Annotated in this window: 21 protein-coding genes; 10 read left to right on the top strand and 11 right to left on the bottom strand. The window is 61.7% G+C overall.

Annotation, left to right across the window (positions count from 1 at the left end):
- Window positions 1-4: 4 nt before the first annotated feature.
- From vioA to B0G71_RS19845, 5 genes are all read right to left on the bottom strand, one after another.
- The gene (vioA, locus tag B0G71_RS19825) at window positions 5-1,150 is read right to left on the bottom strand and encodes a dTDP-4-amino-4,6-dideoxy-D-glucose aminotransferase VioA (RefSeq protein ID WP_116143624.1); all 1,146 of its coding nucleotides are present in this window, start codon (window positions 1,148-1,150) and stop codon (window positions 5-7) included.
- Window positions 1,147-3,534, bottom strand: coding sequence for a tetratricopeptide repeat protein (locus B0G71_RS19830; RefSeq protein WP_116143626.1), 2,388 nt, complete (start codon window positions 3,532-3,534; stop codon window positions 1,147-1,149). The genes vioA and B0G71_RS19830 overlap by 4 nt, the downstream gene beginning before the upstream one ends.
- Before the next feature lie 263 nt (window positions 3,535-3,797).
- Window positions 3,798-4,112: a flagellar protein FliT gene (locus B0G71_RS19835; protein WP_116143628.1), complete on the bottom strand. Its 315-nt coding sequence runs from the start codon at window positions 4,110-4,112 to the stop codon at window positions 3,798-3,800.
- A gap of 3 nt (window positions 4,113-4,115) precedes the next feature.
- A complete protein-coding gene (gene fliD, locus B0G71_RS19840) occupies window positions 4,116-5,633 on the bottom strand; it encodes a flagellar filament capping protein FliD (RefSeq protein WP_116143630.1) in 1,518 nt (505 codons plus the stop codon).
- Between the two features lie 157 nt (window positions 5,634-5,790).
- The gene (locus tag B0G71_RS19845) at window positions 5,791-6,936 is read right to left on the bottom strand and encodes a flagellin (RefSeq protein ID WP_116143632.1); all 1,146 of its coding nucleotides are present in this window, start codon (window positions 6,934-6,936) and stop codon (window positions 5,791-5,793) included.
- A 267-nt stretch (window positions 6,937-7,203) separates the two neighbouring features.
- Here B0G71_RS19845 and B0G71_RS19850 point away from each other — a divergent pair, with 267 nt between their 5' ends.
- Both B0G71_RS19850 and rpsU read left to right on the top strand, forming a co-directional pair.
- Entirely contained in the window at window positions 7,204-8,145 is a 942-nt protein-coding gene (locus B0G71_RS19850; RefSeq protein WP_116143634.1) for an aldo/keto reductase, read from the top strand.
- A gap of 360 nt (window positions 8,146-8,505) precedes the next feature.
- A complete protein-coding gene (rpsU, locus tag B0G71_RS19855; RefSeq protein ID WP_006050883.1) occupies window positions 8,506-8,718 on the top strand; it encodes a 30S ribosomal protein S21 in 213 nt (70 codons plus the stop codon).
- Window positions 8,719-8,929: 211 nt separating this feature from the next.
- On the opposite strand, the gene B0G71_RS19860 is transcribed toward rpsU, so the two are convergent.
- Window positions 8,930-9,355, bottom strand: coding sequence for a hypothetical protein (locus tag B0G71_RS19860; protein ID WP_116143636.1), 426 nt, complete (start codon window positions 9,353-9,355; stop codon window positions 8,930-8,932).
- A gap of 403 nt (window positions 9,356-9,758) precedes the next feature.
- Window positions 9,759-10,355, bottom strand: coding sequence for a DNA-3-methyladenine glycosylase I (locus tag B0G71_RS19865; RefSeq protein WP_241974506.1), 597 nt, complete (start codon window positions 10,353-10,355; stop codon window positions 9,759-9,761).
- Between the two features lie 140 nt (window positions 10,356-10,495).
- Between B0G71_RS19865 and B0G71_RS19870 the strand changes: the two genes are divergently transcribed.
- Both B0G71_RS19870 and B0G71_RS19875 read left to right on the top strand, forming a co-directional pair.
- The gene (locus B0G71_RS19870; RefSeq protein WP_116143640.1) at window positions 10,496-11,377 is read left to right on the top strand and encodes a BadF/BadG/BcrA/BcrD ATPase family protein; all 882 of its coding nucleotides are present in this window, start codon (window positions 10,496-10,498) and stop codon (window positions 11,375-11,377) included.
- A gap of 132 nt (window positions 11,378-11,509) precedes the next feature.
- Window positions 11,510-12,331, top strand: a complete 822-nt coding sequence (locus B0G71_RS19875) for a Cof-type HAD-IIB family hydrolase (RefSeq protein WP_116143642.1) — start codon at window positions 11,510-11,512, stop codon at window positions 12,329-12,331.
- Window positions 12,332-12,492: 161 nt separating this feature from the next.
- Here the strand turns inward: B0G71_RS19875 and B0G71_RS19880 are convergent, their stop codons facing one another.
- The 3 genes from B0G71_RS19880 to aqpZ all read right to left on the bottom strand — a co-directional run bounded on the left by B0G71_RS19880 (window position 12,493) and on the right by aqpZ (window position 14,678).
- The gene (locus B0G71_RS19880) at window positions 12,493-12,804 is read right to left on the bottom strand and encodes a PXPV repeat protein (RefSeq protein ID WP_116143644.1); all 312 of its coding nucleotides are present in this window, start codon (window positions 12,802-12,804) and stop codon (window positions 12,493-12,495) included.
- A 286-nt stretch (window positions 12,805-13,090) separates the two neighbouring features.
- On the bottom strand, window positions 13,091-13,786 hold the full coding sequence (locus tag B0G71_RS19885) for a histidine phosphatase family protein (protein ID WP_116143645.1): 696 nt from the start codon (window positions 13,784-13,786) through the stop codon (window positions 13,091-13,093).
- Window positions 13,787-13,937: 151 nt separating this feature from the next.
- On the bottom strand, window positions 13,938-14,678 hold the full coding sequence (gene aqpZ, locus B0G71_RS19890; RefSeq protein ID WP_116143647.1) for an aquaporin Z: 741 nt from the start codon (window positions 14,676-14,678) through the stop codon (window positions 13,938-13,940).
- Between the two features lie 290 nt (window positions 14,679-14,968).
- On the opposite strand from aqpZ, the gene B0G71_RS19895 reads away from it, so the two are divergent.
- Entirely contained in the window at window positions 14,969-15,271 is a 303-nt protein-coding gene (locus tag B0G71_RS19895; protein ID WP_007179981.1) for an H-NS family nucleoid-associated regulatory protein, read from the top strand.
- 289 nt (window positions 15,272-15,560) lie between these two features.
- Here the strand turns inward: B0G71_RS19895 and B0G71_RS19900 are convergent, their stop codons facing one another.
- The gene (locus tag B0G71_RS19900) at window positions 15,561-16,625 is read right to left on the bottom strand and encodes a glycosyltransferase family 4 protein (RefSeq protein ID WP_116143649.1); all 1,065 of its coding nucleotides are present in this window, start codon (window positions 16,623-16,625) and stop codon (window positions 15,561-15,563) included.
- A gap of 705 nt (window positions 16,626-17,330) precedes the next feature.
- On the opposite strand from B0G71_RS19900, the gene flhD reads away from it, so the two are divergent.
- From flhD to B0G71_RS19925, 5 genes are all read left to right on the top strand, one after another.
- Window positions 17,331-17,651 (top strand): flagellar transcriptional regulator FlhD, encoded by a 321-nt coding sequence (gene flhD, locus B0G71_RS19905; protein WP_168795559.1) that lies wholly within the window; start codon window positions 17,331-17,333, stop codon window positions 17,649-17,651.
- 51 nt (window positions 17,652-17,702) lie between these two features.
- The gene (flhC, locus tag B0G71_RS19910) at window positions 17,703-18,263 is read left to right on the top strand and encodes a flagellar transcriptional regulator FlhC (RefSeq protein ID WP_116143653.1); all 561 of its coding nucleotides are present in this window, start codon (window positions 17,703-17,705) and stop codon (window positions 18,261-18,263) included.
- A 213-nt stretch (window positions 18,264-18,476) separates the two neighbouring features.
- Entirely contained in the window at window positions 18,477-19,337 is an 861-nt protein-coding gene (gene motA / locus B0G71_RS19915; RefSeq protein ID WP_006050895.1) for a flagellar motor stator protein MotA, read from the top strand.
- 21 nt (window positions 19,338-19,358) lie between these two features.
- Window positions 19,359-20,366 carry a flagellar motor protein MotB gene (gene motB / locus B0G71_RS19920; RefSeq protein ID WP_116143655.1) on the top strand — a complete coding sequence of 336 codons (1,008 nt, stop codon included), beginning with the start codon at window positions 19,359-19,361 and terminating at the stop codon, window positions 20,364-20,366.
- 84 nt (window positions 20,367-20,450) lie between these two features.
- On the top strand, window positions 20,451-20,828 hold the full coding sequence (locus B0G71_RS19925; RefSeq protein ID WP_116143657.1) for a response regulator: 378 nt from the start codon (window positions 20,451-20,453) through the stop codon (window positions 20,826-20,828).
- Window positions 20,829-20,886: the final 58 nt, after the last annotated feature.

Consider the following 20,886-nt stretch of genomic DNA (forward strand, 5'->3'; position numbering starts at 1 on the left):
ACGTTCAGCTACCCGCGATGATCCCGACGATGCGGTCGAGCATGTCGTCCGTCAGTGCCGGGAAGATCGGCAGACACAGTATCTTCTGTGAAGCGGCGTGCGCGACCGGCAGGTTTTCCGGGCGTGCGGAAGGCAGGCCGCGATAAATCGGAAAGTCCGAGATCAGCGGATAGAAATAGCGGCGCGCGTAAATGTTCGCGTCGCGGAACTTCTGATACAGCACGTCGCGGCTGATTGGGTACTCCGGGCCGACGAGAATCGGAAAATACGAGTGGTTCGCCACTTTCTCGCCCCCTTTCGGCACGCAGCTGATACCGGGCACGTCGCGCAACCGTTCGCGGTAGAGCGCATCGATCCGCGCGCGCCGTGCCAGCGCTTCATCAATGTGCTGCAATTGCAGCAAGCCGAATGCCGCGTTGATCTCGCTCATCTTGCCGTTGATGCCTGACGCCACCACGGTCACTTCATCCACGAAACCGAAGTTCTTCAGATGGTCGATGCGCTGCTTTGTCTTGGCGTCCTGACAGATGATCGCGCCGCCTTCGAACGTGTTGAAGACCTTGGTCGCGTGGAAGCTCAGAACGGCGAGGTCGCCGTGCTCGAGCACGCTGCCGGTTTCGGTCTGCACGCCGAAAGCATGGGCCGCGTCGTAGATCACCTTCAGATTGTAGTTGTCGGCGATCTTCTGAATCGCGTCGACGTCGCACGGCTTGCCGTAGCAATGCACCGGCATGATCGCGGTGGTCTGCGGCGTGATCGCTGCCTCGATCTTCGCAGGGTCGAGATTCAGCGTGTGCGGATCGACGTCGACGAATACCGGCTTGATACCGTTCCAGACCAGCGAGTGCGCGGTGGCAACGAACGAATAGGGCGTGGTGATCACTTCGCCGGTCACGCGCAACGCCTGCAGCGCGGTGAGCAGCGCCAGCGTGCCGTTGGTGAACAGCGCAAGATGCTTGACGCCGAGATACTTGCACAGCGCCGCTTCGAACTGCTGGTGAAACGGGCCGGCATTGGTCAGGATCTTGCTGTCCCAGATCTGTTGAAGATAGGGAATGAAGTCTTCGAGCGGCGGGAGATGCGGCTGGGTAACGTAAATGCGCTCGTCGATCTGCGGCGCGACGGCCCCAAGTGGTAAGGCTGCATTCATTTGTTTTCCTCTGATCTGGACGGAGCGGCGGTGTCGACCGTGGCGGCAACGGCTTCTTCCGCCGTGACTTCGAATGCGACGGGCGGCTGATCGTCACACCAGCGTTGCCACATGATTCTCAACGCGCGCGACAAACCGGCAGCGACCACTTCAGGCCGGAATGCCGCCGACGCCATGCAGCGCTCGCGCAAGCCCGTACGCAGCGCGGCGAGCGTGGCGATATCGGAGGACAACGCGACGCCCTTGGTGACGAAATCCGCCTTGTCCGTGGCGAGAAACTGTTCCAGCCCGACATGCGACATCCAGGTGGTGCCGGCGCGGCTGGGCAACGTGTCGCCTGCAATCGTCAAGGTCGGCACGCCCATCCACAATGAGTTCAGCACAGTGGTCGAGCCCGTGTACGGGAACGTGTCGAGGCAGATGTCGACGTGAAAATGCTGTTGCAGGTAGACCGGAATGCTCGAACGGCGGCGGAACAGCAGGCGCTCGCGCGAGATGCCTGCGTCGGCAAACCAGTCAATCAGAAGCTGCTCATCCTCGTCGGTTGCAATCGCGCCCAGCAACATTCGCGACGACGGTTGTGCGTGCAGCAATTGCGCCCAGAGAGCGATCACATCGGGGCGCAATTTGTTGAGGCGGTTGAAGCTGCCGAATGTCACATAGCCGTTGTGCATGGCCGGCAGAATATTGACCGGCGGCGCGCTTTCTTCCGGCAGGAAGGGCGCATTCGCCGGCAAATGCACGATCTTTTCGGAGAACATTTGCTCCGCCGGGCCGAACGGCACGCCGAACCGGTCCACGAGGTAATAGTCCATCGCACTTAGCCCGGTCGTGGCAGGGTAGCCGAGCCAGCTGACCTGGATCGGCGCGGGCCTGCGCGCGAACGTGAGAAGGCGGTTGCGGCCCGTATGGCCGGACAGGTCGAACAGAATGTCGATTCTGTCTTCGCGAATCCGGTTCGCCAACTGCGCGTCCGGCATGCCGGTGACCTGGTGCCACTCATGGGCGCATTTGCGCAGCAGATGGGTGTAGTCGTCTACCGCAATGTGGTTGTTGTACACATGCAGTGAGACACCGGGATCGGTCGCGAGGCGCTCCATGATCGGCAGCAGATAAGAGGCAACCGCGTGACGGAACAAGTCGCCGGAAACGAGGCCGATTTTCAGCTTGCGATTCGGCGTGCGCTTGTTCACATGACGCGGCCATTGCGCGCGCACTGGCGCTTCGTGCTGTTGAGCGAATTTGAGGTGTTCGGCGAACAGCGTGTCCTGCTTGACTGCGGGATTGTGAGTGAGCGAAAACAGATAATTGTCCGCTGCGATCGCATCTTTCGGGTCCTTCTCCAGCGCGACGCGAAAGCTTTTTTCAGCCTCGCTCACCATGCCCAGATCGAGCAGCAGCACGCCCAGCGTGTTGTGCATGCCGGACGTGTCCGGCGCCAGTTCGATTGCGCGCCGCGCGGCTGCCAGACCCTCGGCCACGCGTCCCTGGTGAACCAGCGACATGCCGTAGATTCGTTGCGCTTCGGCGTACGCCGGATTGATCGCGATGATCGCGCGGCAGACTTCTTCGGCATCCTTGTGCAGGCCTTTCAGGCGCAGCGTATCCGCGAGTACAGTGCGGCTTTCCAGTTCCTCCGGCAGCAGTTCGGCAGCTTTGCGCAAGGGAATGAGCGCGTCGTCGTACCGGCCTAGACGATGCAGTGCAATGCCGAGCCAGCGCCACGCGTTACCGTCGGCGGGAAACCGCTGGGTGAACGTTCGCGCCAGTTTGACGGCGTCGGCGATTTGGCCTTTGTTGTACAGCGACGTGAATCGCGTCGTTTCCTGTTGGCTCACGCGCCGTCCGGCCGCGATTGTGGATTTACCGGTTTCGGCCGCTGTATTTGCCGCGCCGGTATCTGTCTCGACAGCGGCGCTGCCGCCGGCCTGCGAGTTCTGTACTGCCACAGGCTGCGTCGCGATGACCTTGCCGGGATTGGCCATTCGTACGATCAGGCCGTCTACCGCCGGACCCTTCAGACCCTGCTTCTGGCCCATTTCCAGTGCAAGCCACGCAGCGGCGCTTTCACCGGCGTCGATCAACGCACTGACATATGCCGCCCAATACTGGCCGTTATGCGGCTGTTGGCCCAGCGCTAACTCGAACACAGGCACGGCGTTTTCTGGGCGGCCGGTTTGACCGAGCAACACACCTAGGTCATACAGGGCATCCGCGTGCTGCGGCTTTGCATCGAGGATCGCCCGGTAGAGCGCTTCGGCGTCCTCGAATTCGCCCTTGTGGTGATGGTCGAGCGCCGTTTGCAACACAAGCGCAATGTCCTGCTCGAGTTGTTGTTCGGGCGTCAGGGGTTCAGCAGGCGGCTGCTCGTACAGGAGAGTCATGGTCTCGGCGCAAAATGTTCTATGGAGGAAATTGTGCGACGAGGCCGGTCTTTCCGATGCGCGGAGATGACGGTAAAAAGGCCGCCTGTTTAGCGTATGGAGGAAGGGGCCGGAAAGCCGAAAGGCAAGAAAAAAGCCCGCACGAGGCGGGCCGAGGGAACGAGCGCGCCTCACTTCGGCACGTAGTTCTTATTATTGGGTCGGCCGGCTGAACCGGCTTTCCGGGAACGGATGCCGCCTTGCGCGGCTCCGCTCCGGGTTTTTTACAGGCGGGCCATCCGCTGATATTCGCCGGCGGCCTTGGTGCGTCCGATCGCCGCTTCGAACTCGAAATGCAGTTCGTTCTGGGTGACTGCCGCGTCCGCGAGGAGCGCCGCGTCGATCGTCTGGATCTGGCGGATCATGTCTAGCGCCGCCGGTTCCTGATCCGCGGTGAGCGACATCAGCAGCGGCGAACGCGTTTCGGTCAGGCGGGCGGCTTCCGGCCAGTCCGCCAGCGAGGCGGCCTGCTCGATTTGCCGCGTGATCGAAAGCACACGTTCGACCAATTCCATCTGGTTCAGGTTGTGCGCGGTCATGGCTTAGCCCTTGTTCGTGGCCAGCGCGCCTGCGCTGTTGGTGCCGCCGAACAGCGCGGTCAGGTATTGCGAATTGTTGTTCATGGTCGCCATCAACGTGTTCAGGGCGGTGAACTGCGCCTGATACTGGTTCGTCAATTGTGTCGTGTAGTCGGCGAGCGCGGTTTGTTGCGTGGTGATGCTCTTCAGGTCGGCGTTCAGCGCGCTGTTGCGCGTATCAATGATGCCGCCGGTCTGCGTGAAGGTGGTGATGCTGGCGTTCAACTGCTCGGCGATGCCGTTGGTCGAGTTGAAGAGCGATGCGACCGTGGCCGGGCTGCTGGTCAGCGCCGTGTTCAGCGCGTTGTTGTCGACCACCATCGTGCCGTCGGCCGGATCGTCCTTCAGCGTGATGCCGATCGCCGCCAGCGTGGTGCCGGTGCTGCCCGAGCCGACCGCGCCGCCGATGATGTTGGCCAGCGTGTTCTTGATGGTCTGCAGCGTGGAGTCGCCCAGCAGCGGGCCTTGCGACGTCGAGCCGGCGCTGAACGAAGTGAGCGTGGACATCGTCGTGACGACGGTGTTGTACAGGCTCACGAAATTGTTGATCGCGGTGTTCTGTGCGGTGGTGTCCTGCGCGATGGTCAGCGTCTGCGGGGTGCCTGCGGGCGTGCCGACCGCCGCCGCCGTCAGGTTGATCGTCACGCCTGAAATGGCGCCCGTCACCGCGTTGCTCGCGCTGCTGCCCGCGATTCCGCCGATCGTGTACTCCGCGTCTTGCGCGTAGCCGCTCTGCGTCCACGCGCTGCTCGAATTAGCCGACGTAATGGTCGATTGGCCGCCCGTGGTGCTTGCCGTCGACGTCACGCCGAGGCTCGACAGGCCGGTATCGCTCGTGATGTTGCTGGTCGAAACATTGATGACGTTGGCCGCCCCCGTGTTCGCCGCGCGCAGCACAAGGTGGGCGCCGTCCGTGCCGGTCACGATGGTTGCCGTGACGCCGGGGTTGCTGCTGCTCGCGTTGATCGCCGACGCGATGCCCGAGAGCGTGTTGTTGCTGCTGTCGACGTTGATATCCATCGACTTGCCGTTCATCGAAATCGACAACGTGCCGGTGCCCAGTTGCGTCGTGGAGCCGAAGGCCGCCGACGACAAGGCTTGCGAGCTGGCGATCTGCGTGACGGCGATCGAATAACTGCCGGCCACGGCGCCGACGCCGGCGGTCGCGGTCAGCCCGGTGCCGCTCGCGGTTGCCGCGAACGTCGCCAGCGTGTTGCCATTGGCGAGATTCGTGATGCCCGATTGCAGGGCGCTGAGCGCGGAGCTTAGCGCGCCGTATGCGGACAGCGTGGTGTTGTCGGAGGTTTGCTGTGCCGCCAGAGCCGAAGTTTGCCCGGCGACCTTCGCGTTCACGAGTGCCGTGACGAGCGTAGACACGTCCATCGACGAATTGCCGGTCGAACCGCTGATGATCGACTGAGCAGCCGACTGCAGCGCGGAATTGGCACTTGCTGTAGAGGACGAGGTTGAGATCGAGGACATGCAGAGGCTCCGGGCGTCTGGAAATCTGTATTGGTTGGTGCGCGATGCTACATCACTAAGTGATGGAAATGCACAGCGGGAGGCATGCCTCCCGTCGTTTCAAACCCGGCGATGCGCCCCGCTTGCGCGCGACGCATCGCCGTTACCGCATCAGCTCTTACTGCAGGAGCTTCAGAACTTGCTGCGGGTTCGAGTTAGCTTGCGCCAACACCGAGATACCAGCTTGTTGCAGCACTTGCGCCTTGCTCAGGTTCGCCGTTTCTTGTGCGAAGTTGGCGTCCGTGATTTGCGATTGTGCCGACGACAGGTCGGTCGACTCAGCTTGCTGCGACGTCGCGATTGCGGTGAAGCGGTTTTGCGCGGCGCCCAGTGCGGCTTGCAGCGTGTTGACCGTCTGCAATGCGTTGTCGATCGAGACCATCGCTTCGTTCGCGCCCGTGACCGTGCTGATGTCGAGGCCCGAAACCGTCGGCGGCGCGTTGATCGCGTTGATCTGATTGACTGCGGCGATGGCGGCACCGGAAGCTGCGCCGGTCGTCGGCAGAGCTGCCGTGCTGATGGCGAGGCTGGTGATGGCCGTGCCGGAGCCCGCGCCCGTGCCTGCGCTGAAGATTGCGCTTGCAACGCCCGCCGTGATGGCAGTGTTGTTCTGGTCCGTGAAGGTGTAGCCGCCCTTGCCGTCCGACAGAACGTTGACCGACGTGATCGTCGCGCCGGTGCTGGTGTATGCGCCGGCTGCGTCCAGGCTGACCGCGATCGTGCCAACCGTTTGACCCGTTTGCACCAGACCGCCACCGATCTTCGCTGCCGACATCGATTGGCTCAGGTCCAGGCTGATCGTCTGACCGACGTTTGCGCCGACCTGGAACGACACGCTGCCTGCCGAGCCGTCCAGAATGTTCGTGCCGTTGTATGTCGTTTGCGATGCGATACGGTTCACTTCAGCGATCTGCGCCGAAACTTCCTTCTGCAGCGCTGCCTGGTCGCTCGACGACAGCGAACCGGTCGATGCTTGCACCGCCAGCTGACGGATACGTTGCAGGCTGGAGGTCAGCGAGGACAGTGCGCTCGATGCGGTTTGAATCATCGACACGCCGTCATTCGCATTCGACACGCCCTGGTTCAGGCCGTTGATCTGCGTTTGCATACGCGTCGAGATTGCCAGGCCTGCTGCATCGTCAGCCGCGCTGTTGATGCGCTTGCCCGACGACAGGCGGGTGATGGCTTGCGAAAGGGCGCTTTGCGAGCCATTAAGGTTTTGCTGTGCAACCAGCGAGTTGATGTTGCTATTGATTCCGAGCATGGAAAATCTCCTAAATAAGCCTTGAGCCCAATACGCCACGTTGGCATCGGCGGAAGCACTCGTTCATTGCTGGCCGCCTCAGTGAAGGTTGACGGCCCCACTAAAAAAAACTTGAGGGACTTATGCAATGACGGACCTAACGCTTTCCACGCCGGGCATATTGCAATGTGGCTCAAAGCCCCTTGCAGCCTTATTCGGCAGATGCGCTGCAGGTATTGAAAAGACGGCGTATTCTCGTTTTCTCTTGTGACAAACCCTGGAGAAATCATGCAAAAGCGCAGGATTGGGCGTTCGGAATTACAGGTCGCGCCGCTTATGTTCGGCGGCAATGTTTTCGGCTGGACCGCCGATGAAGCCACCTCGTTTTCGATTCTGGATGCGTTTGTCGACGCCGGTCTCGACTTTATCGATACCGCGGATGTCTATTCCGCATGGGTACCCGGCAACCAGGGCGGTGAATCGGAAACGATCATCGGCAAGTGGTTCCGTCGGAGCGGCAAGCGCGACAAGATCGTGATCGCCACCAAGGTCTCGAAGCATCCGCAGCGCAAAGGGTTGTCGGTGGCCAACATACAGGCGGCCGTCGAGGATTCGCTGCGGCGCTTGCAGACCGACTACATCGACGTCTACTTTTCTCACGACGACGACACCGAAACGCCGCTCGCCGAAACACTGGGCGCGTATCAGAAGCTGATCGAGGCGGGCAAGGTGCGGGTGATCGGCGCGTCGAACTACAGCGGCGCGCGGGTGGAAGAAGCGCTGGCCGTATCCCGGCAGCACGGCCTGCCCGAATACCAGGTGCTGCAACCGGAGTACAACCTGTATGATCGCGCCGAATATGAGCGCGACATCGAACCGGTGGCGCTCGCCAACCAGCTCGGCGTGGTGGTGTACTACAGTCTGGCGAGCGGCTTTCTGTCCGGGAAATACCGTTCGCAGGCGGATCTGGCCGATAAGGCGCGCGGCAGCCGGGTCGAAAAGTATCTGAATGATCGCGGTTTGCGAATTCTCGACGCGCTGGATCGGGTCGCGGACGCTCATGGCAGCACACCGGCCACCGTCGCTCTGGCTTGGTTGATCGCGCGACCCAGTGTTACGGCCCCGATTGCCAGCGCGACTTCTGTCGAGCAACTCAAAAGCCTCGCGGCCGCTGTGCATCTGATGCTCACGGGCGCCGATATCCGTGAACTGGACGAAGCGAGCGCCTGAGCATGCAATAGGCGACCTGGCGCAATCCCTAAACCCCTGGTAGGATGGAGAGTTTCCTGATATCATCGGGAGTGAATTGAGATCTTTGCCTGTTTCGTCAAAGCTTTTTATTGATGAAAGGTTGGCGAAACAGCAGCAGACGCGGCTTTTGCATTATGTCTGTCCGCGTTCCGCGGTGAACTCCCCACCTCTCTTTTCCGGCCTCCGTGGCCGCTTTGCCTCCGTTTCATTCGTGGTTTGGCCGGGTTCTGCCCGCGTTTGCCTGTTACTGGCCATGAACTGAAACGACCGGAGGGCCGGCGCGTGAGCGGTATGCCGCCACGCAATTTACCCCTATCAAGTGATTGAGTTAGGAATTAAATGACGACGATTCTTCTGAAAGAAAACGAGCCGTTCGAAGTGGCGATTCGCCGCTTTCGTCGCGCAATCGAAAAGAATGGCCTGATCGCTGAACTGCGTGAGCGTCAATCGTACGAAAAGCCGACCACGGCACGTAAGCGCAAGAAGGCTGCTGCTGTGAAGCGCCTGCACAAGCGCCTGCGCAGCCAGATGCTGCCGAAAAAGCTGCACTAAGCACGCGTTTTCCGCACGGCCGAACGGCGGTGTGAGCTTCGAAAGAAGCCACATCGCCGTTTTGCTTTTTGGGCGTCAAATGGAGCGCTCAGTCTGGAATGGGCGAAGGCGGCCTTGGTGACTCGGGAGCTCGGGTTTGCGGAACCGTTGCCGGTGCGCCGCGACAACGCAGCGTGGCGCCGCTGCGGCATCCAAGCGGGTTTTTTTCTGCCTACGCCGCGCTTTTCAGCCGGTCAGCGGACAAGCCAAACTGACGGGCGATCGAGGCCAGGCGCTCCAGCCATTCCCAAGTGCCGAATACGTCGTGCACGTTTTGCAGGCAACTGAGCAGGTCGACGGTGGCCGCGTCGTACACGTTGATGCGCGAGCGCAGCAGCGCCTTCTTCAGTGCGGACACGCCGACGTCCATATATGCCGGCATCTCCGCAGGCGTTTTGCCGACGAAGCGCACCGGAATGCCCTCCATCGCGGTCATGTAGTCGCGCGGTTTGATGAAGCTGCCGACCGGGCAGCCGCCACAGTAGCCGCGATAAGCGCCGCCGCCTCGCGGCAGTAGCGCGGAGCGCTTCTGGCCCAACAAATGATCCACGGCCTGGTCGAAAATCTCCTGATGCGTCAGGAAGCTAAGAGTTTTCATGGTTGGTCTCCCACGCGTTACGCAGCGGTTATTCGTTGTTCGAGCGCATGACTTGCAGTATCGAGCGTGCTCCATTCGGCGAACGCCGGACTAGCGTGGCGAAAAGGCGCCAATTCCCGGTTTGGCTCGTCTTCCGCGATGCACTCCATGCCGCAGGTTTCGCCGTCTGCCGCAGCCGCAACTCATAACCGTATAACGACCGACATGCCCGGAAAGCGCAGCAGGGCTTTACCGGATGGGCGCATCGCGCCGAACCCGGCGTCGTGAGTTGTCGTGTTCGCGTGCTCCAGGCCTTGCGCCGCGAGGTGCTGGCCGGGCACGCGGCGTAACGCCTGGGAGTTTCCCTGAGCCGCCGTCCTTTGTTAGAACAGCGGCACTAAGCGAGGGCGAATGCCGGGCCGCCTCAGCCCGCTTTACGATTGCGTCCTTTCTTGCCGAGCGCCGCGCATCGCGCGCGACACATGCAACTCGCCTCGTGGTCGTTCACCATGCCGACTGCTTGCATGAACGCGTAACAGATCGTCGAGCCGACGAACTTGCAGCCGTAGCGCTTCAGCCCCTTGCTCAGCGCGTCCGAAATGTCGGTCGACGCAGGCGCCTGCTTGTAAGAAGTCCAATCGTTCTGGATGGGCGTTTGATCGACGAACGACCACACGAAGTTGGCGAGCGAGCCGTGTTCGCTCTGAATCTGCTGGACGGCACGCGCGTTGGTAATGGCCGCTTCGATCTTGCCGCGGTGGCGCACGATACCTTCGTCTACCACCAGCGCGTCCACGTGCTTCGGCGTAAACCGCGCAACCTTGGCGATGTCGAAGTCCGCAAATGCGCGGCGATAGCCGGCCCGTTTGTTGAGAATCGTCGACCACGACAAGCCGGCCTGAGCGCCTTCCAGCACGAGCATCTCGAACAGATGCTGGTCGTCGCGCGAGGGGACGCCCCATTCGGCGTCGTGATACTGTGCGAGCGCTTCGCTCGATACCCAGTTGCATCGCTGTGTCACTGTCGCGCTCCTGCGTTTTGATGTCGCCCGCCAGCATAGCCGAAGCCGAGCGCGCTGCAAGCTGGCCATTCGGCCGATTGCCGGATTGAAACTGACCTGCCACGCTATGCATTATTCATCCACGGAACTCATTGGTTTCCATGAACAAAGACTTCTTTCTGATCGGCATTGACGGCGGCGGCAGCGGCACCCGAGTCGTGCTCGGCGACGCGCAAGGCCGCGAGCTGGCGCAGGCGGCAAGCGGGCCGTCGGGCTTGGGGCTCGGCGTCGAACGTGCGTGGCAGGCTATCGCGGCCGGCTGCGGCGAAGCATTTGCGAGCGCCGGCAAGGCGCTGGACTGGTCGCGCTGCGTGCTCGGCTGCGGATTGGCAGGCGTCAACAATCGCGACTGGCTGGCGGCGTTTCGCGCGCAAGCGCCCGCGCTAGCGGGACTCGCCGTGGAAAGCGACGCCTACACCACCTTGCTGGGCGCACACGGCGGCGCGCGCGGCGTGATCGTCGCGCTCGGCACCGGCAGCGTGGCGGCCGTGCTGGACGGCGAGGGCGAATGCCGCCAGGTCAGCGGCTACGGCTTTCCGTCGGGCGACGAAGCAAGCGGCGCGTGGCTTGGACTGCGGGCCATCGTGCATGCCCAGCATGCGCTGGACGGCCGCGGTCCCATCGACGAATTTGCGCGGGCCCTGGTCGCGCACACCGGCGCGCACGACCGCGACAGCCTCGTCGTCTGGCTCTGCGAAGCCAACCAGACGGCTTATGCGAGGCTCGCGCCGATTGTCATTGCCCACCGCGCGCATCCGTTCGCGGCGCGTTTGCTCGGCGAGGCCGGCATCGAGGTGGGCAAGATGATTGCCGCGCTGGACCCGTCGGCGAGCCTGCCTGTCGCGTTGTGCGGCGGCCTCGGCGCGCCGCTGCGCGAGTACGTGCCGCAGATCTATCAGGCGCGTTTGCGCGAACCGCTGGCCGACTCGGCGCACGGTGGATTGCAGTTGGCGCAACGTGAAGCAGCCCGCATTCGCGGCTGAGAACGGCGAACCCCGGCGCGCGTGAGTCGTACGCTTGCGGCCGAGAATAGCCGCGCACGGCGAACGCGTTCCGTCGAATGCGGCCGGCAACGGTAAAATACGCAGCTTCGACGCTGCCCGGCTGCCCAAACTATGTACAAAGTCATCGCCACGGATCTCGACGGCACGCTGCTCAACGCGGATCACCAGGTGGACCCGTTTACGATCGCCACTGTGCGCAAACTTGAAAGCGACGGGTTGCGGTTCGTGATTGCAACCGGCCGTCACTATTGCGATGTCGCCGGCATCCGCGACGTGCTGGGCATCAATCCGTATCTGATTACATCCAATGGCGCGCGCATCCACGCGCCGGACAACACGGTGATCCACGCCGACGACCTGCCTCCGGCTATCGTGCAACGGCTGGTACAGCCGGAAGTCGCCGGCGCGCATGGTCGCGTGATCGTCAACCTGTTCGCCGATCAGGCGTGGCTGATCGACCGCGACGCGCCGGATCTGCTGAAGTTTCACCAGGACTCGGGCTTCACCTACGAGGTGACCGACCTGCCGAAACACGACGGCGTCGACATCGCGAAGGCCCTCTACATCGGCGATCCCGCTGATCTTGCGCAGGTCGCGGCCAATCTCGCCAGCGAATTCGGCGATGCCTTATACGTGACCTATTCGCTGCCGGACTGTCTGGAAGTGATGACGGCGAACGTCTCGAAAGGCCGCGCGCTGCGGATCGTGCTTGAGCGCCTTGGCGTGGACGCCTCGCAATGCGTCGCTTTCGGCGACAACATGAACGATATCGATCTGCTGGAAACGGCCGGTCATCCCTTCATGATGAACAACGCCAATCCCGACCTCATCATGCGTTTGCCGAACGTGCCGCGCATCGGCAACAACTTCGAAGCGGGCGTCGCGCACCATCTACGCAAGCTTTTCTCGCTCGACGACGAACTGACGTCCTGAGCGGAAATGGAAGCGGCCCGCATCCAGTTCACGGATGCAGGCCGTTTCTTTCAAGTGGACGCGCCGGTCGGTTCAGGCTGCGAGTCACGGCGTTGCGCGACCGAAGGTCCATCAAGGTCGGCAAGCTGTCTCACCGGCCAATGGCAGGCGCAGCCGGAAGATTACCCGTGCCATCCGCCACGGCGGTTGTCATGGTCGCCCCGGTTATCGTGGCCCCAGCCGCGATCATTGCGGTGCCAGTCGCGATCATATCGATGGTCGCCACGGTAGTAGTCGCCGCGATCGTAGCGGTGGTCCCAGCCACCGTTGCCGTAGTAGACGGGCTGCGGCGCGACATAGACCGGAGCCGGACGGGTATAAACCGGTGCGCCGAGCGACAGGCCGATGTTCAGATCCGTATGCGCTTGCGCGACACCGCATGCGCCCGCCGCGAGTCCTGCAGCAACCAGCAAGTGAGTGACGATGCGTTTCATGTTTGTTCTCCTGTGAGGCGACGTATGTTTGTCGCACAGGATCAATCTACGCATTCCGGTCGATGGGTACTGCGACGAGATGTTACGGACTGCAAGCATCGTCGCAGGATTTGAAAGGTGTGAGGAGCCCTGCATAGGTACACGGCACGCCGAGTGCCACTCGGTCAAAGCCCCGTCAGCTAAGGATTCGCGGCTACTCAAGCCGCGCCGGATCGCGCCCGTCGCCTCGCTGTACTCAAATCAAATGGCCGCTTGCGTAATTGCGGCTTACATCTGTATTACCCGATTAATCTGCCGCACTCGAAGAAGCCGCCGACGCAGCCGCCGCCGACGTCCCTTGCAACTGCGCGCAAGGGCAATCGGTCGCGCGTCCGTCCAGCCCCTGTCGATCGTGTTTGAAGCTGGCGCGCGCGGTGCCGTTATCCCAGTCGAGGCGAACAATATAAATACTGTCGAAGTCGTCGCTCTTCCAGTTCGGGACATCGGCGGCATTACCGCCATGCGCGGTCATCATCTGGCGCAATAGCTTCACGATTAGCTTGTGTTCCCACGCGACGACAATGAGCTTGTTGCGATTGGCCGGGTTGACGAGCGCGGTGCCGAGCTGGTCGATCTGAGCGAAGCCATACGGCGTTTGCACCGGCATCTGGAACTGGATGGCGGTCGGCTCGATCGTCGCAAGCGGCCGGATGTAGTAGTAGGGCTTGCCGCCGTCGTCTTTCTGCTGGCCGGGATCGGGTGCGTAGATCGCATCCGGTTTGCCGAACTTGGCCGCGATCACGGCCGGCAAGGCCAGCGCGCGGTTGAGTCCCTGGCAGTTCAGCTGCCCATAGCCTTGGGCGGGTTTCTCGCCGTGCCGCACGAACACGAGCGTTTCCGTCCGGCCGTCGGCCGCATGCGCCGTGGGTAGCGCCAGCACACCGGAGCACAAGCCGCCGATGGCAAGCGCGACGCCATGCAGGAATCCGCGGAAACGCTTCATAGGGAGCACCTGTGCGAGCTTGGGAAGTCGCACGATTCTAGCAGCGGGCGCGAGTGCGCCATCGCGGCGATATCGAGACCCGGCGCCATCGGCCGCAAAATAAAGCGGGCGCCGAGGCGCCCGCTTTATTGCCGAAATGACTGCGCGCGAATTAGTCGAGCGCCAGCTTCTGCGAATTGCCGCTGCGGCTTTCAGCGATGACCGGGTACAACACGCCCGCGATCACTGCGCCGAGGATCGGCGCAACCCAGAACAGCCACAGTTGATCCATCGCCGCACCGCCGACGAACAGCGCCGGCCCCGTGGAACGTGCCGGATTGACCGACGTGTTGGTGACCGGAATCGAGATCAGGTGAATCAGCGTGAGGCACAGGCCGATGGCGATCGGCGCGAAGCCAGCCGGCGCGCGCTTGTCGGTCGAGCCGAGAATGACGAAGAGGAAGAAGCCGGTCATCACCACTTCGCAAATGAATGCCGCGGTGAGCGAGTAGTGGCCCGGCGAGCGTTCGCCATAGCCGTTGCTGGCAAAGCCGCTGGCAACGAGGTCGAAGCCGGGTTTGCCCGACGCGATGAGCGACAGCACCAGCGCACCGAGCACCGCGCCGATCAACTGGGCGACGATGTACGGCAGCAGATCGCGCGCCGGAAAGCGGCCCGCGACGGTCAGGCCGACGCTCACCGCCGGATTCAGATGGCAGCCGGAGACGTGGCCGATCGCATAGGCCATAGTCAGGACAGTCAGGCCGAACGCGAGCGACACGCCCACGAAGCCGATGCCGAGACCATGAACCGGGCCGGCGAAATTGGCGGCGAGGACAGCGCTGCCGCAGCCCCCGAGCACGAGCCAGAAAGTGCCGAACAACTCGGCAGCGAGGCGCTTTGACAACTGCATGATTGGTAATCCTAAAAAGATGGGGCCTTCCGCTAGCACGCGCGACTAAATCCGTCTGCATGCCTTGAGCGGGCAATTCTAGGGAAAGGCCGCCAAATCAGGTGTCAAGAATTGTCAATGTGGTGTCGCCTTTACCTTTTTATTGCGAGATAAAGATGGCGTTTTACAATTGGCCGGTCTTAATAATTATCAGAGGATATCTTGCTAAATCGGTATTCTTGTCCATTGCGAATTTTTATAATTGCAGTTAGTCTGCGAGCCAATGAGTTCTAGAAAAAGGGAGAACCGGAATGTCTCAATATGCAGACCTCAAGGCGCAGATCGCTAAATTGCAGGCACAGGCAGAAGAAGCGCGGCGCACTGAAATCGACAATGTGGTCGCCGACATCCGCCAAAAGATCGCTGAATATGGTCTGACGGCTCAAGACCTCGGCTTTGCGGTCGCCGCCAAGCGGGGCCGCCCGCCCAAGAAGGCGCCGTTGCCGGCGAAATACCAGGATCCGAAGTCGGGCAATACGTGGAGCGGGCGTGGCAAACCGCCCAAGTGGATCGTCGGTAAGAATCGCGAGCGTTTTCTGATTGGCGCGGCTTAAGCTGATCGCCGGTCGGGGCGAAAGCCAACTGAAGGTTGATTGGCACTCGGCCTTTATTCGTTGAGTGCTAATCTGCGATGGAAGCGCATCCATACCCGTATTAAAAAGCCGCCCTCGAGGGGCGGCTTTTCTGGACAAAGAAGCGGGATAATCTAGGTTTGCCGATCGCGCAAACGATTCACACGACAAATCGGCTGGTTATCGGTCGGCAAATCGGAAACGCCGTAAGCGGCGACTTTCGACATTCAAGCGGCCGAGCGAGAACTGCCCGGCCGCTTGAACGCGGCGTTTAGCCCACCGCGACTTGACGCAATACCGGGCGGCGCGTGGCGTCGATCAGTGCCGAATAGCCGCCCACGTAATTCTGAGCCATCGTCTTCGAGCTGAAGCGGCGTTCGAACTGCGCGCGGATTTCGGTGCGCGACAATTCGTCCAGGCGCTGCAGCGCCGCGACTGCGCCTTGCACGTCCTCGACGATGTAACCCGTCACGCCGTGGTCGATCACTTCCGGCACCGAACCGCGGTTGAACGCGATCACCGGCGTGCCGCACGCCATCGACTCGATCATCACGAGGCCGAACGGTTCCGACCAGTCGATCGGGAACAGCAGCGCCTTGGCGCCGGAAAGGAATTCGGGCTTCTGCGCTTCGTTAATCTCGCCGACGAATTCCACATGCGCCAACGACAGCAACGGCTCGATTTCGCGCTTGAAGTATTCCTGGTCGGCCTTGTCCACCTTGGCGGCGATCTTCAGCGGCAAACCGCTTTGTGCAGCGATCTTGATAGCTGTATCGACGCGCTTCTCCGGACAAATACGGCCGAGGAACGCCAGGTACTCCGGCTTCTTGTGGGTTTGCGGCGTGAGCAGTTGCTCCGGCAGACCGTGGTAAATCGTGTTGAGCCAATTCGCTTGCGGCAGCGGCGCGCGCTGCGAATCCGAAATAGAAACCACCGGCACGTTGGAAAATGCATCGAACACCGGTTGCAGTTCCGGCAAGTCGAGGCGACCGTGCAGCGTCGTCACGAACGGCGTGTCCATTGTCGTGAAGAGCGGGAACGGCATGTAGTCGAGGTGGAAGTGAAGCACGTCGAATTCATGCGCGACCTTCCGCACCTTCTCCATCATCAGGACGTGCGGAGCGAGCGCATCGCGGATCGTCGGGTCCAGACGCAGCGCACGAGGCCAGCAGGCGTCGAGATTCGCCGAGGTGACCGAGTCGCCGCTCGCAAACAGCGTGACATCGTGGCCGAGATCGACCAGCGCTTCAGTCAGATACGACACGACGCGTTCGGTGCCACCGTAAAGTTTCGGCGGAACAGCTTCATACAACGGCGCAATTTGTGCGATTCGCATTCGTTTTCTCCTAATCAGAACGGCATCGCACAGCGGCGCTCAGTAGAGCGAGGAGCGAATGCCTAACGGACGGTTGGGCGCGGTAAGCCGCCGCCCGGGGTGTTCCGAACCTGCATCGGGTAATCCCTTAGCTTCATTATCGGGATCGGCCGCGCTAATTCGAGCTATTTTTCAAACGCTTAATGTTGTTACAGCGCGAAACATGGCGCGTTACAGGTCGTCAGGACGCCGATCTCGGTCAAGGAGGAAAGCCGCCGGATGATTATTCGAACGCTGAGAAGCCCTCAGCAAGGCGCGGGCCCGAAACATGGAGCGCGACGCCTACACGGGGCACATTGCAGAGAAGTGAAAACGTCTTATAATTCTCGCTCACCGCTGTTACGGTGCGGGCCATGAGTCGTTCAGACTCACCGTCTGGTTCACGTCAGTGAAAGCAGCCTGTTCAAGGCGCATTGGAAAATTCCAGATTGCGCACCTTCGCTCTCCGCAAACCCGCTCCCCGGCTTGTCTTTGTAGGAAAAATTCCTACACGAATGACGGATTAATCCGTCAACAAGGCTGGGTGTCTGTCCGATTTTCGTCCGCTCCCCATTTCGACACAATGCTCGCAAGACCAGAAACGAGCCGATTCGTGCGTTTAAGTGCGCGCGTCCGAGCAAACGTTTCCGTAACGGCCTGACCAGCCAGATACACCCCGGGGGAATCATGAGCGCGACAAGCGAAATGCTCAATGAGATCAGAGAAGTCAACCTGTCTTATCTCCTGCTCGCCCAGCGATTGCTGCGCGAAGACAAGCCAATGGGCATGTTTCGCATGGGGATTTCGGACCAGTTAGCCGATGTGCTCGCCAATCTGTCGTTGGCGCAGACCGTCAAGCTGGCGGCGTCCAATCAGGTGTTGTGCCGTTTCCGTTTCGACGACCATGCCGTGCTGTCCGCTCTGGCGGACAAAGGCAAATCCAGCGCCGTGGCCCAGGCGCATTCCGCGATCCTGATGGCAAGCCAGCCAGTCGAGCACCTCGGCTGATGGCACGTTGTAATTCAAACAAAGCGATCAGGACGGGGGAAACGCAAACGGATGGCCTATAAAAGTGTTGTGCTCGAAGTCAGGGAAATCACCCTGGCGATCGAACTGATCGAGCTCGGCGCGCGTTTGCAATTGCTGGAAGCGGAAACCAGCCTGTCGCGCGACCGGCTCATCAAGCTCTATAAAGAACTGAAAGGGGTTTCGCCGCCCAAGGGCATGCTGCCATTTTCGACCGACTGGTTCATGACCTGGCAGCCGAACTTTCACTCCTCGCTGTTCTACAACATCTACCGGTTCATGGCCGGCCACGGCGGCTGCCCGACAATCCAGTCGATCGTGAAGAGCTACCGGCTCTACCTGGAACACGTCCAGTTGCACGACGACGAGCCTGTGCTCAGTCTCACGCGCGCCTGGACTCTGGTGCGCTTTTTCAGTTCCGGAATGCTGCAAATGACAGCCTGCTGCCGCTGCGGGGGGCATTTTGTCGCGCATGCGCACGATCCGCAGCATGCGTTCGTCTGCGGCCTGTGCCAGCCGCCCTCACGCGCCGGTAAGACAAAGAAATTCGCCGACGCCCAGGTCCGCGAGAGCCTCGCCTCTCTCGAAGCCTGACCCACAGGGCGGCCGCCGCCGTGCGAGCCGCCTTGCATCTTCCGTGTGGCGGGCCTTCCAGCCCGTCCGCGAGACCCCCGGTCCAGCCGGACCGGCGCATCCGCCTCTGGTTTACACCGGAGCGACGAGCCGCTTTTCCGCCAAAGTTTTCCGCTTCGTTGCCGTAAACCAGATTAACGACGGTCACCGTCGCTTCTTTGTGAGGGCTCGGCAGTGCTGATTTTCGTGGGAACACTCGTGACGCTTTTGTCCGTTTTCGGCGGTTACGCGCTGGAAGGCGGCCATCTCGGCGCGCTGCTGCAGCCCGTTGAAGTGCTGATGATCGTCGGCGCTGGCGTCGGCGCATTCATTCTGGGTAACGGAATGAAGACGATCAAGGCGACGCTGCGCGTCATTCCAACCCTGTTCAAGGGCGCGAAGTACAACAAGGACGTCTATATGGAGCTGATGGCGCTCCTCTACGTCCTGCTGGCCAAGGCGCGCAAGGAAGGCACGCTGACGCTGGAAGCGGACATCGACGATCCGTCGAAGAGTCCGATCTTTACCCAGTATCCGAAGATTCTCGCCGACCATCACATCATCGAATTCCTGACCGACTACCTGCGCTTGATGGTGGGCGGCAACATGAATGCGTTCGAGATCGAAAGCCTGATGGACGAGGAGATCGAGACGCATCACCAGGAAGGCGAAGCGCCCGCTCACGCGCTGAACAAGGTCGGCGACGCCATGCCGGCGTTCGGTATCGTGGCCGCGGTGATGGGCGTGGTGCACACCATGGCCTCCGCCGACAAGCCGCCCGCGGTGCTCGGCGAGATGATCGCGCAGGCGCTGGTCGGTACCTTCCTCGGGATTCTGCTTTCGTACGGGCTGATCGGGCCGCTCGCGAGCGTCGCCGAACAGCGCGTGACCGAGTCGACCAAGATGTTCCAGTGCATCAAGGTGACGATTCTGGCCAGCCTGAACGGTTACGCGCCGGCGATCGCCGTCGAGTTCGGCCGCAAGGTGCTCTTCTCGACCGAACGCCCGTCGTTCGCCGAGCTGGAAGAGCACGTGCGCCGCGTCAAGGCCAAATAAAGGGCGCCGGGAACCGAACCGATGAGCAAGGACAAAGACCGCGCCATTATCGTCAAGCGCGCCGCGCCGAAGAAAGCCGGCCACCACGGCGGCGCGTGGAAGCTCGCGTATGCGGACTTCATGACCGCGATGATGGCGTTCTTCCTGCTGATGTGGCTGCTGAGTTCGGCGTCCACGGTGCAGTTGAAAGGCATTGCCGACTACTTCAACCAGCCGCTGAAGATCACGCTGTGGGGCGGCGACCGCAGCGCGGAAGATTCGAGCATCCTGAAAGGCGGCGGCCGCGATATCTCGACCGACGCGCAAGGCGTGACGCGCTCCAGCGACGGTTCGAACAACCATGCCGAGCACACCGTCGCGCGCGGCAGCGAAGACTCGATCAAGCAGTTGCAGGGCGAACTGGAGCGTCGCGAGCAGGTCCGCCTGCACGATCTGCAGGTCAAGCTGATGGCCGCGATCGAAGCGAATCCGGTGCTGCGCCAGTTCAGGCAGCAGATCCGTATCGACTCGACGCTGACCGGCTTGCGCATCGAGATTGTCGACTCGCAGAAGCGGCCCATGTTCGCAACCGCGAAAGACCAGGTCGAGCCGTATATGCGCGACATCCTGCGCGAAATCGGCCACACGCTGAACGACGTGCCGAACCGCATCATCGTGCAAGGCCACACCGACGCCGCGCAGTACGCCGGCGGCGAGAAGGGCTACAGCAACTGGGAACTGTCCGCGGACCGCGCCAATGCGTCGCGCCGCGAGCTGATCGGCGGCGGCATGGACGAAGCGAAGGTGATGCGCGTGCTCGGCCTCGCGTCGACGCAGAACCTGAACAAGGCGGACCCCATGGATCCGGAGAACCGCCGCATCAGCATCATCGTGCTGAACAGGAAGTCGGAGGAGGCGCTGAATCATGACGACTCCACCACGACCACCTTGTCGGACGACGCAGCCGGCTCCAAGCCGTTGCTGCAAAAGCTTGCGCAGCCGGTAACGGTTGCACCGAAGTTGCCGGCGGCAGTGCCGTCGGCCCAGTAACAGACAGCGGTTGCCCCGCCGCTTCACGCGCCCTGCCGGCGCGGACGGCGGGACGAACCATAGCGTACGTGCAGCGAGGTTTTCATGATCAGGCACATCCTGGCAATCGACGATTCGGCATCGATGCGGCAGATTCTCGCCGCGACGCTGACGACGGCAGGCTACGAGGTGGCGCTCGCGGCGGACGGCAACGAAGGGCTCGAAAACGCGCTCGCCAAGTCGTTCGACCTCGTGCTCACCGATCAGTACATGCCAGGCAAGACCGGCCTCGATCTGATTGCCGCGCTGCGCAACAACCCGGCTTACCAGGCCACGCCCATCCTCGTCCTCACGACGGAATCGGGCGAGCCGTTCAAGGAAGCGGCACGGGCTGCGGGCGCGACCGGCTGGATCGAAAAGCCGCTCGACCCGGACATGCTGACCGAACTGGTGGCGGCGTTAGCCGAGCCAGACCACGCGTAAGCGCCACATAGACCCAGTTAAAGAAGCTCTCGACGCGGCGGCACGGCAGCCCAAGCCA

This window comes from Paraburkholderia sp. BL27I4N3 (assembly GCF_003386115.1).
Classification (GTDB): Bacteria; Pseudomonadota; Gammaproteobacteria; order Burkholderiales; family Burkholderiaceae; genus Paraburkholderia.

Coding starts and splice junctions, on each gene's coding strand:
- B0G71_RS19845 (WP_116143632.1), bottom strand. CDS start 6,936: ATGCTCGGAATCAATAGCAACATCAACTCGCTGGTTGCACAGCAAAAC.
- rpsU (WP_006050883.1), top strand. CDS start 8,506: ATGACGACGATTCTTCTGAAAGAAAACGAGCCGTTCGAAGTGGCGATT.
- B0G71_RS19830 (WP_116143626.1), bottom strand. CDS start 3,534: ATGACTCTCCTGTACGAGCAGCCGCCTGCTGAACCCCTGACGCCCGAA.
- motB (WP_116143655.1), top strand. CDS start 19,359: ATGAGCAAGGACAAAGACCGCGCCATTATCGTCAAGCGCGCCGCGCCG.
- aqpZ (WP_116143647.1), bottom strand. CDS start 14,678: ATGCAGTTGTCAAAGCGCCTCGCTGCCGAGTTGTTCGGCACTTTCTGG.
- B0G71_RS19880 (WP_116143644.1), bottom strand. CDS start 12,804: ATGAAACGCATCGTCACTCACTTGCTGGTTGCTGCAGGACTCGCGGCG.
- B0G71_RS19870 (WP_116143640.1), top strand. CDS start 10,496: ATGAACAAAGACTTCTTTCTGATCGGCATTGACGGCGGCGGCAGCGGC.
- B0G71_RS19900 (WP_116143649.1), bottom strand. CDS start 16,625: ATGCGAATCGCACAAATTGCGCCGTTGTATGAAGCTGTTCCGCCGAAA.
- B0G71_RS19860 (WP_116143636.1), bottom strand. CDS start 9,355: ATGAAAACTCTTAGCTTCCTGACGCATCAGGAGATTTTCGACCAGGCC.
- vioA (WP_116143624.1), bottom strand. CDS start 1,150: ATGAATGCAGCCTTACCACTTGGGGCCGTCGCGCCGCAGATCGACGAG.
- fliD (WP_116143630.1), bottom strand. CDS start 5,633: ATGTCCTCGATCTCAACCTCGTCCTCTACAGCAAGTGCCAATTCCGCG.
- B0G71_RS19835 (WP_116143628.1), bottom strand. CDS start 4,112: ATGACCGCGCACAACCTGAACCAGATGGAATTGGTCGAACGTGTGCTT.
- flhC (WP_116143653.1), top strand. CDS start 17,703: ATGGCCTATAAAAGTGTTGTGCTCGAAGTCAGGGAAATCACCCTGGCG.
- flhD (WP_168795559.1), top strand. CDS start 17,331: ATGAGCGCGACAAGCGAAATGCTCAATGAGATCAGAGAAGTCAACCTG.
- B0G71_RS19895 (WP_007179981.1), top strand. CDS start 14,969: ATGTCTCAATATGCAGACCTCAAGGCGCAGATCGCTAAATTGCAGGCA.
- B0G71_RS19925 (WP_116143657.1), top strand. CDS start 20,451: ATGATCAGGCACATCCTGGCAATCGACGATTCGGCATCGATGCGGCAG.
- B0G71_RS19875 (WP_116143642.1), top strand. CDS start 11,510: ATGTACAAAGTCATCGCCACGGATCTCGACGGCACGCTGCTCAACGCG.
- B0G71_RS19885 (WP_116143645.1), bottom strand. CDS start 13,786: ATGAAGCGTTTCCGCGGATTCCTGCATGGCGTCGCGCTTGCCATCGGC.
- B0G71_RS19850 (WP_116143634.1), top strand. CDS start 7,204: ATGCAAAAGCGCAGGATTGGGCGTTCGGAATTACAGGTCGCGCCGCTT.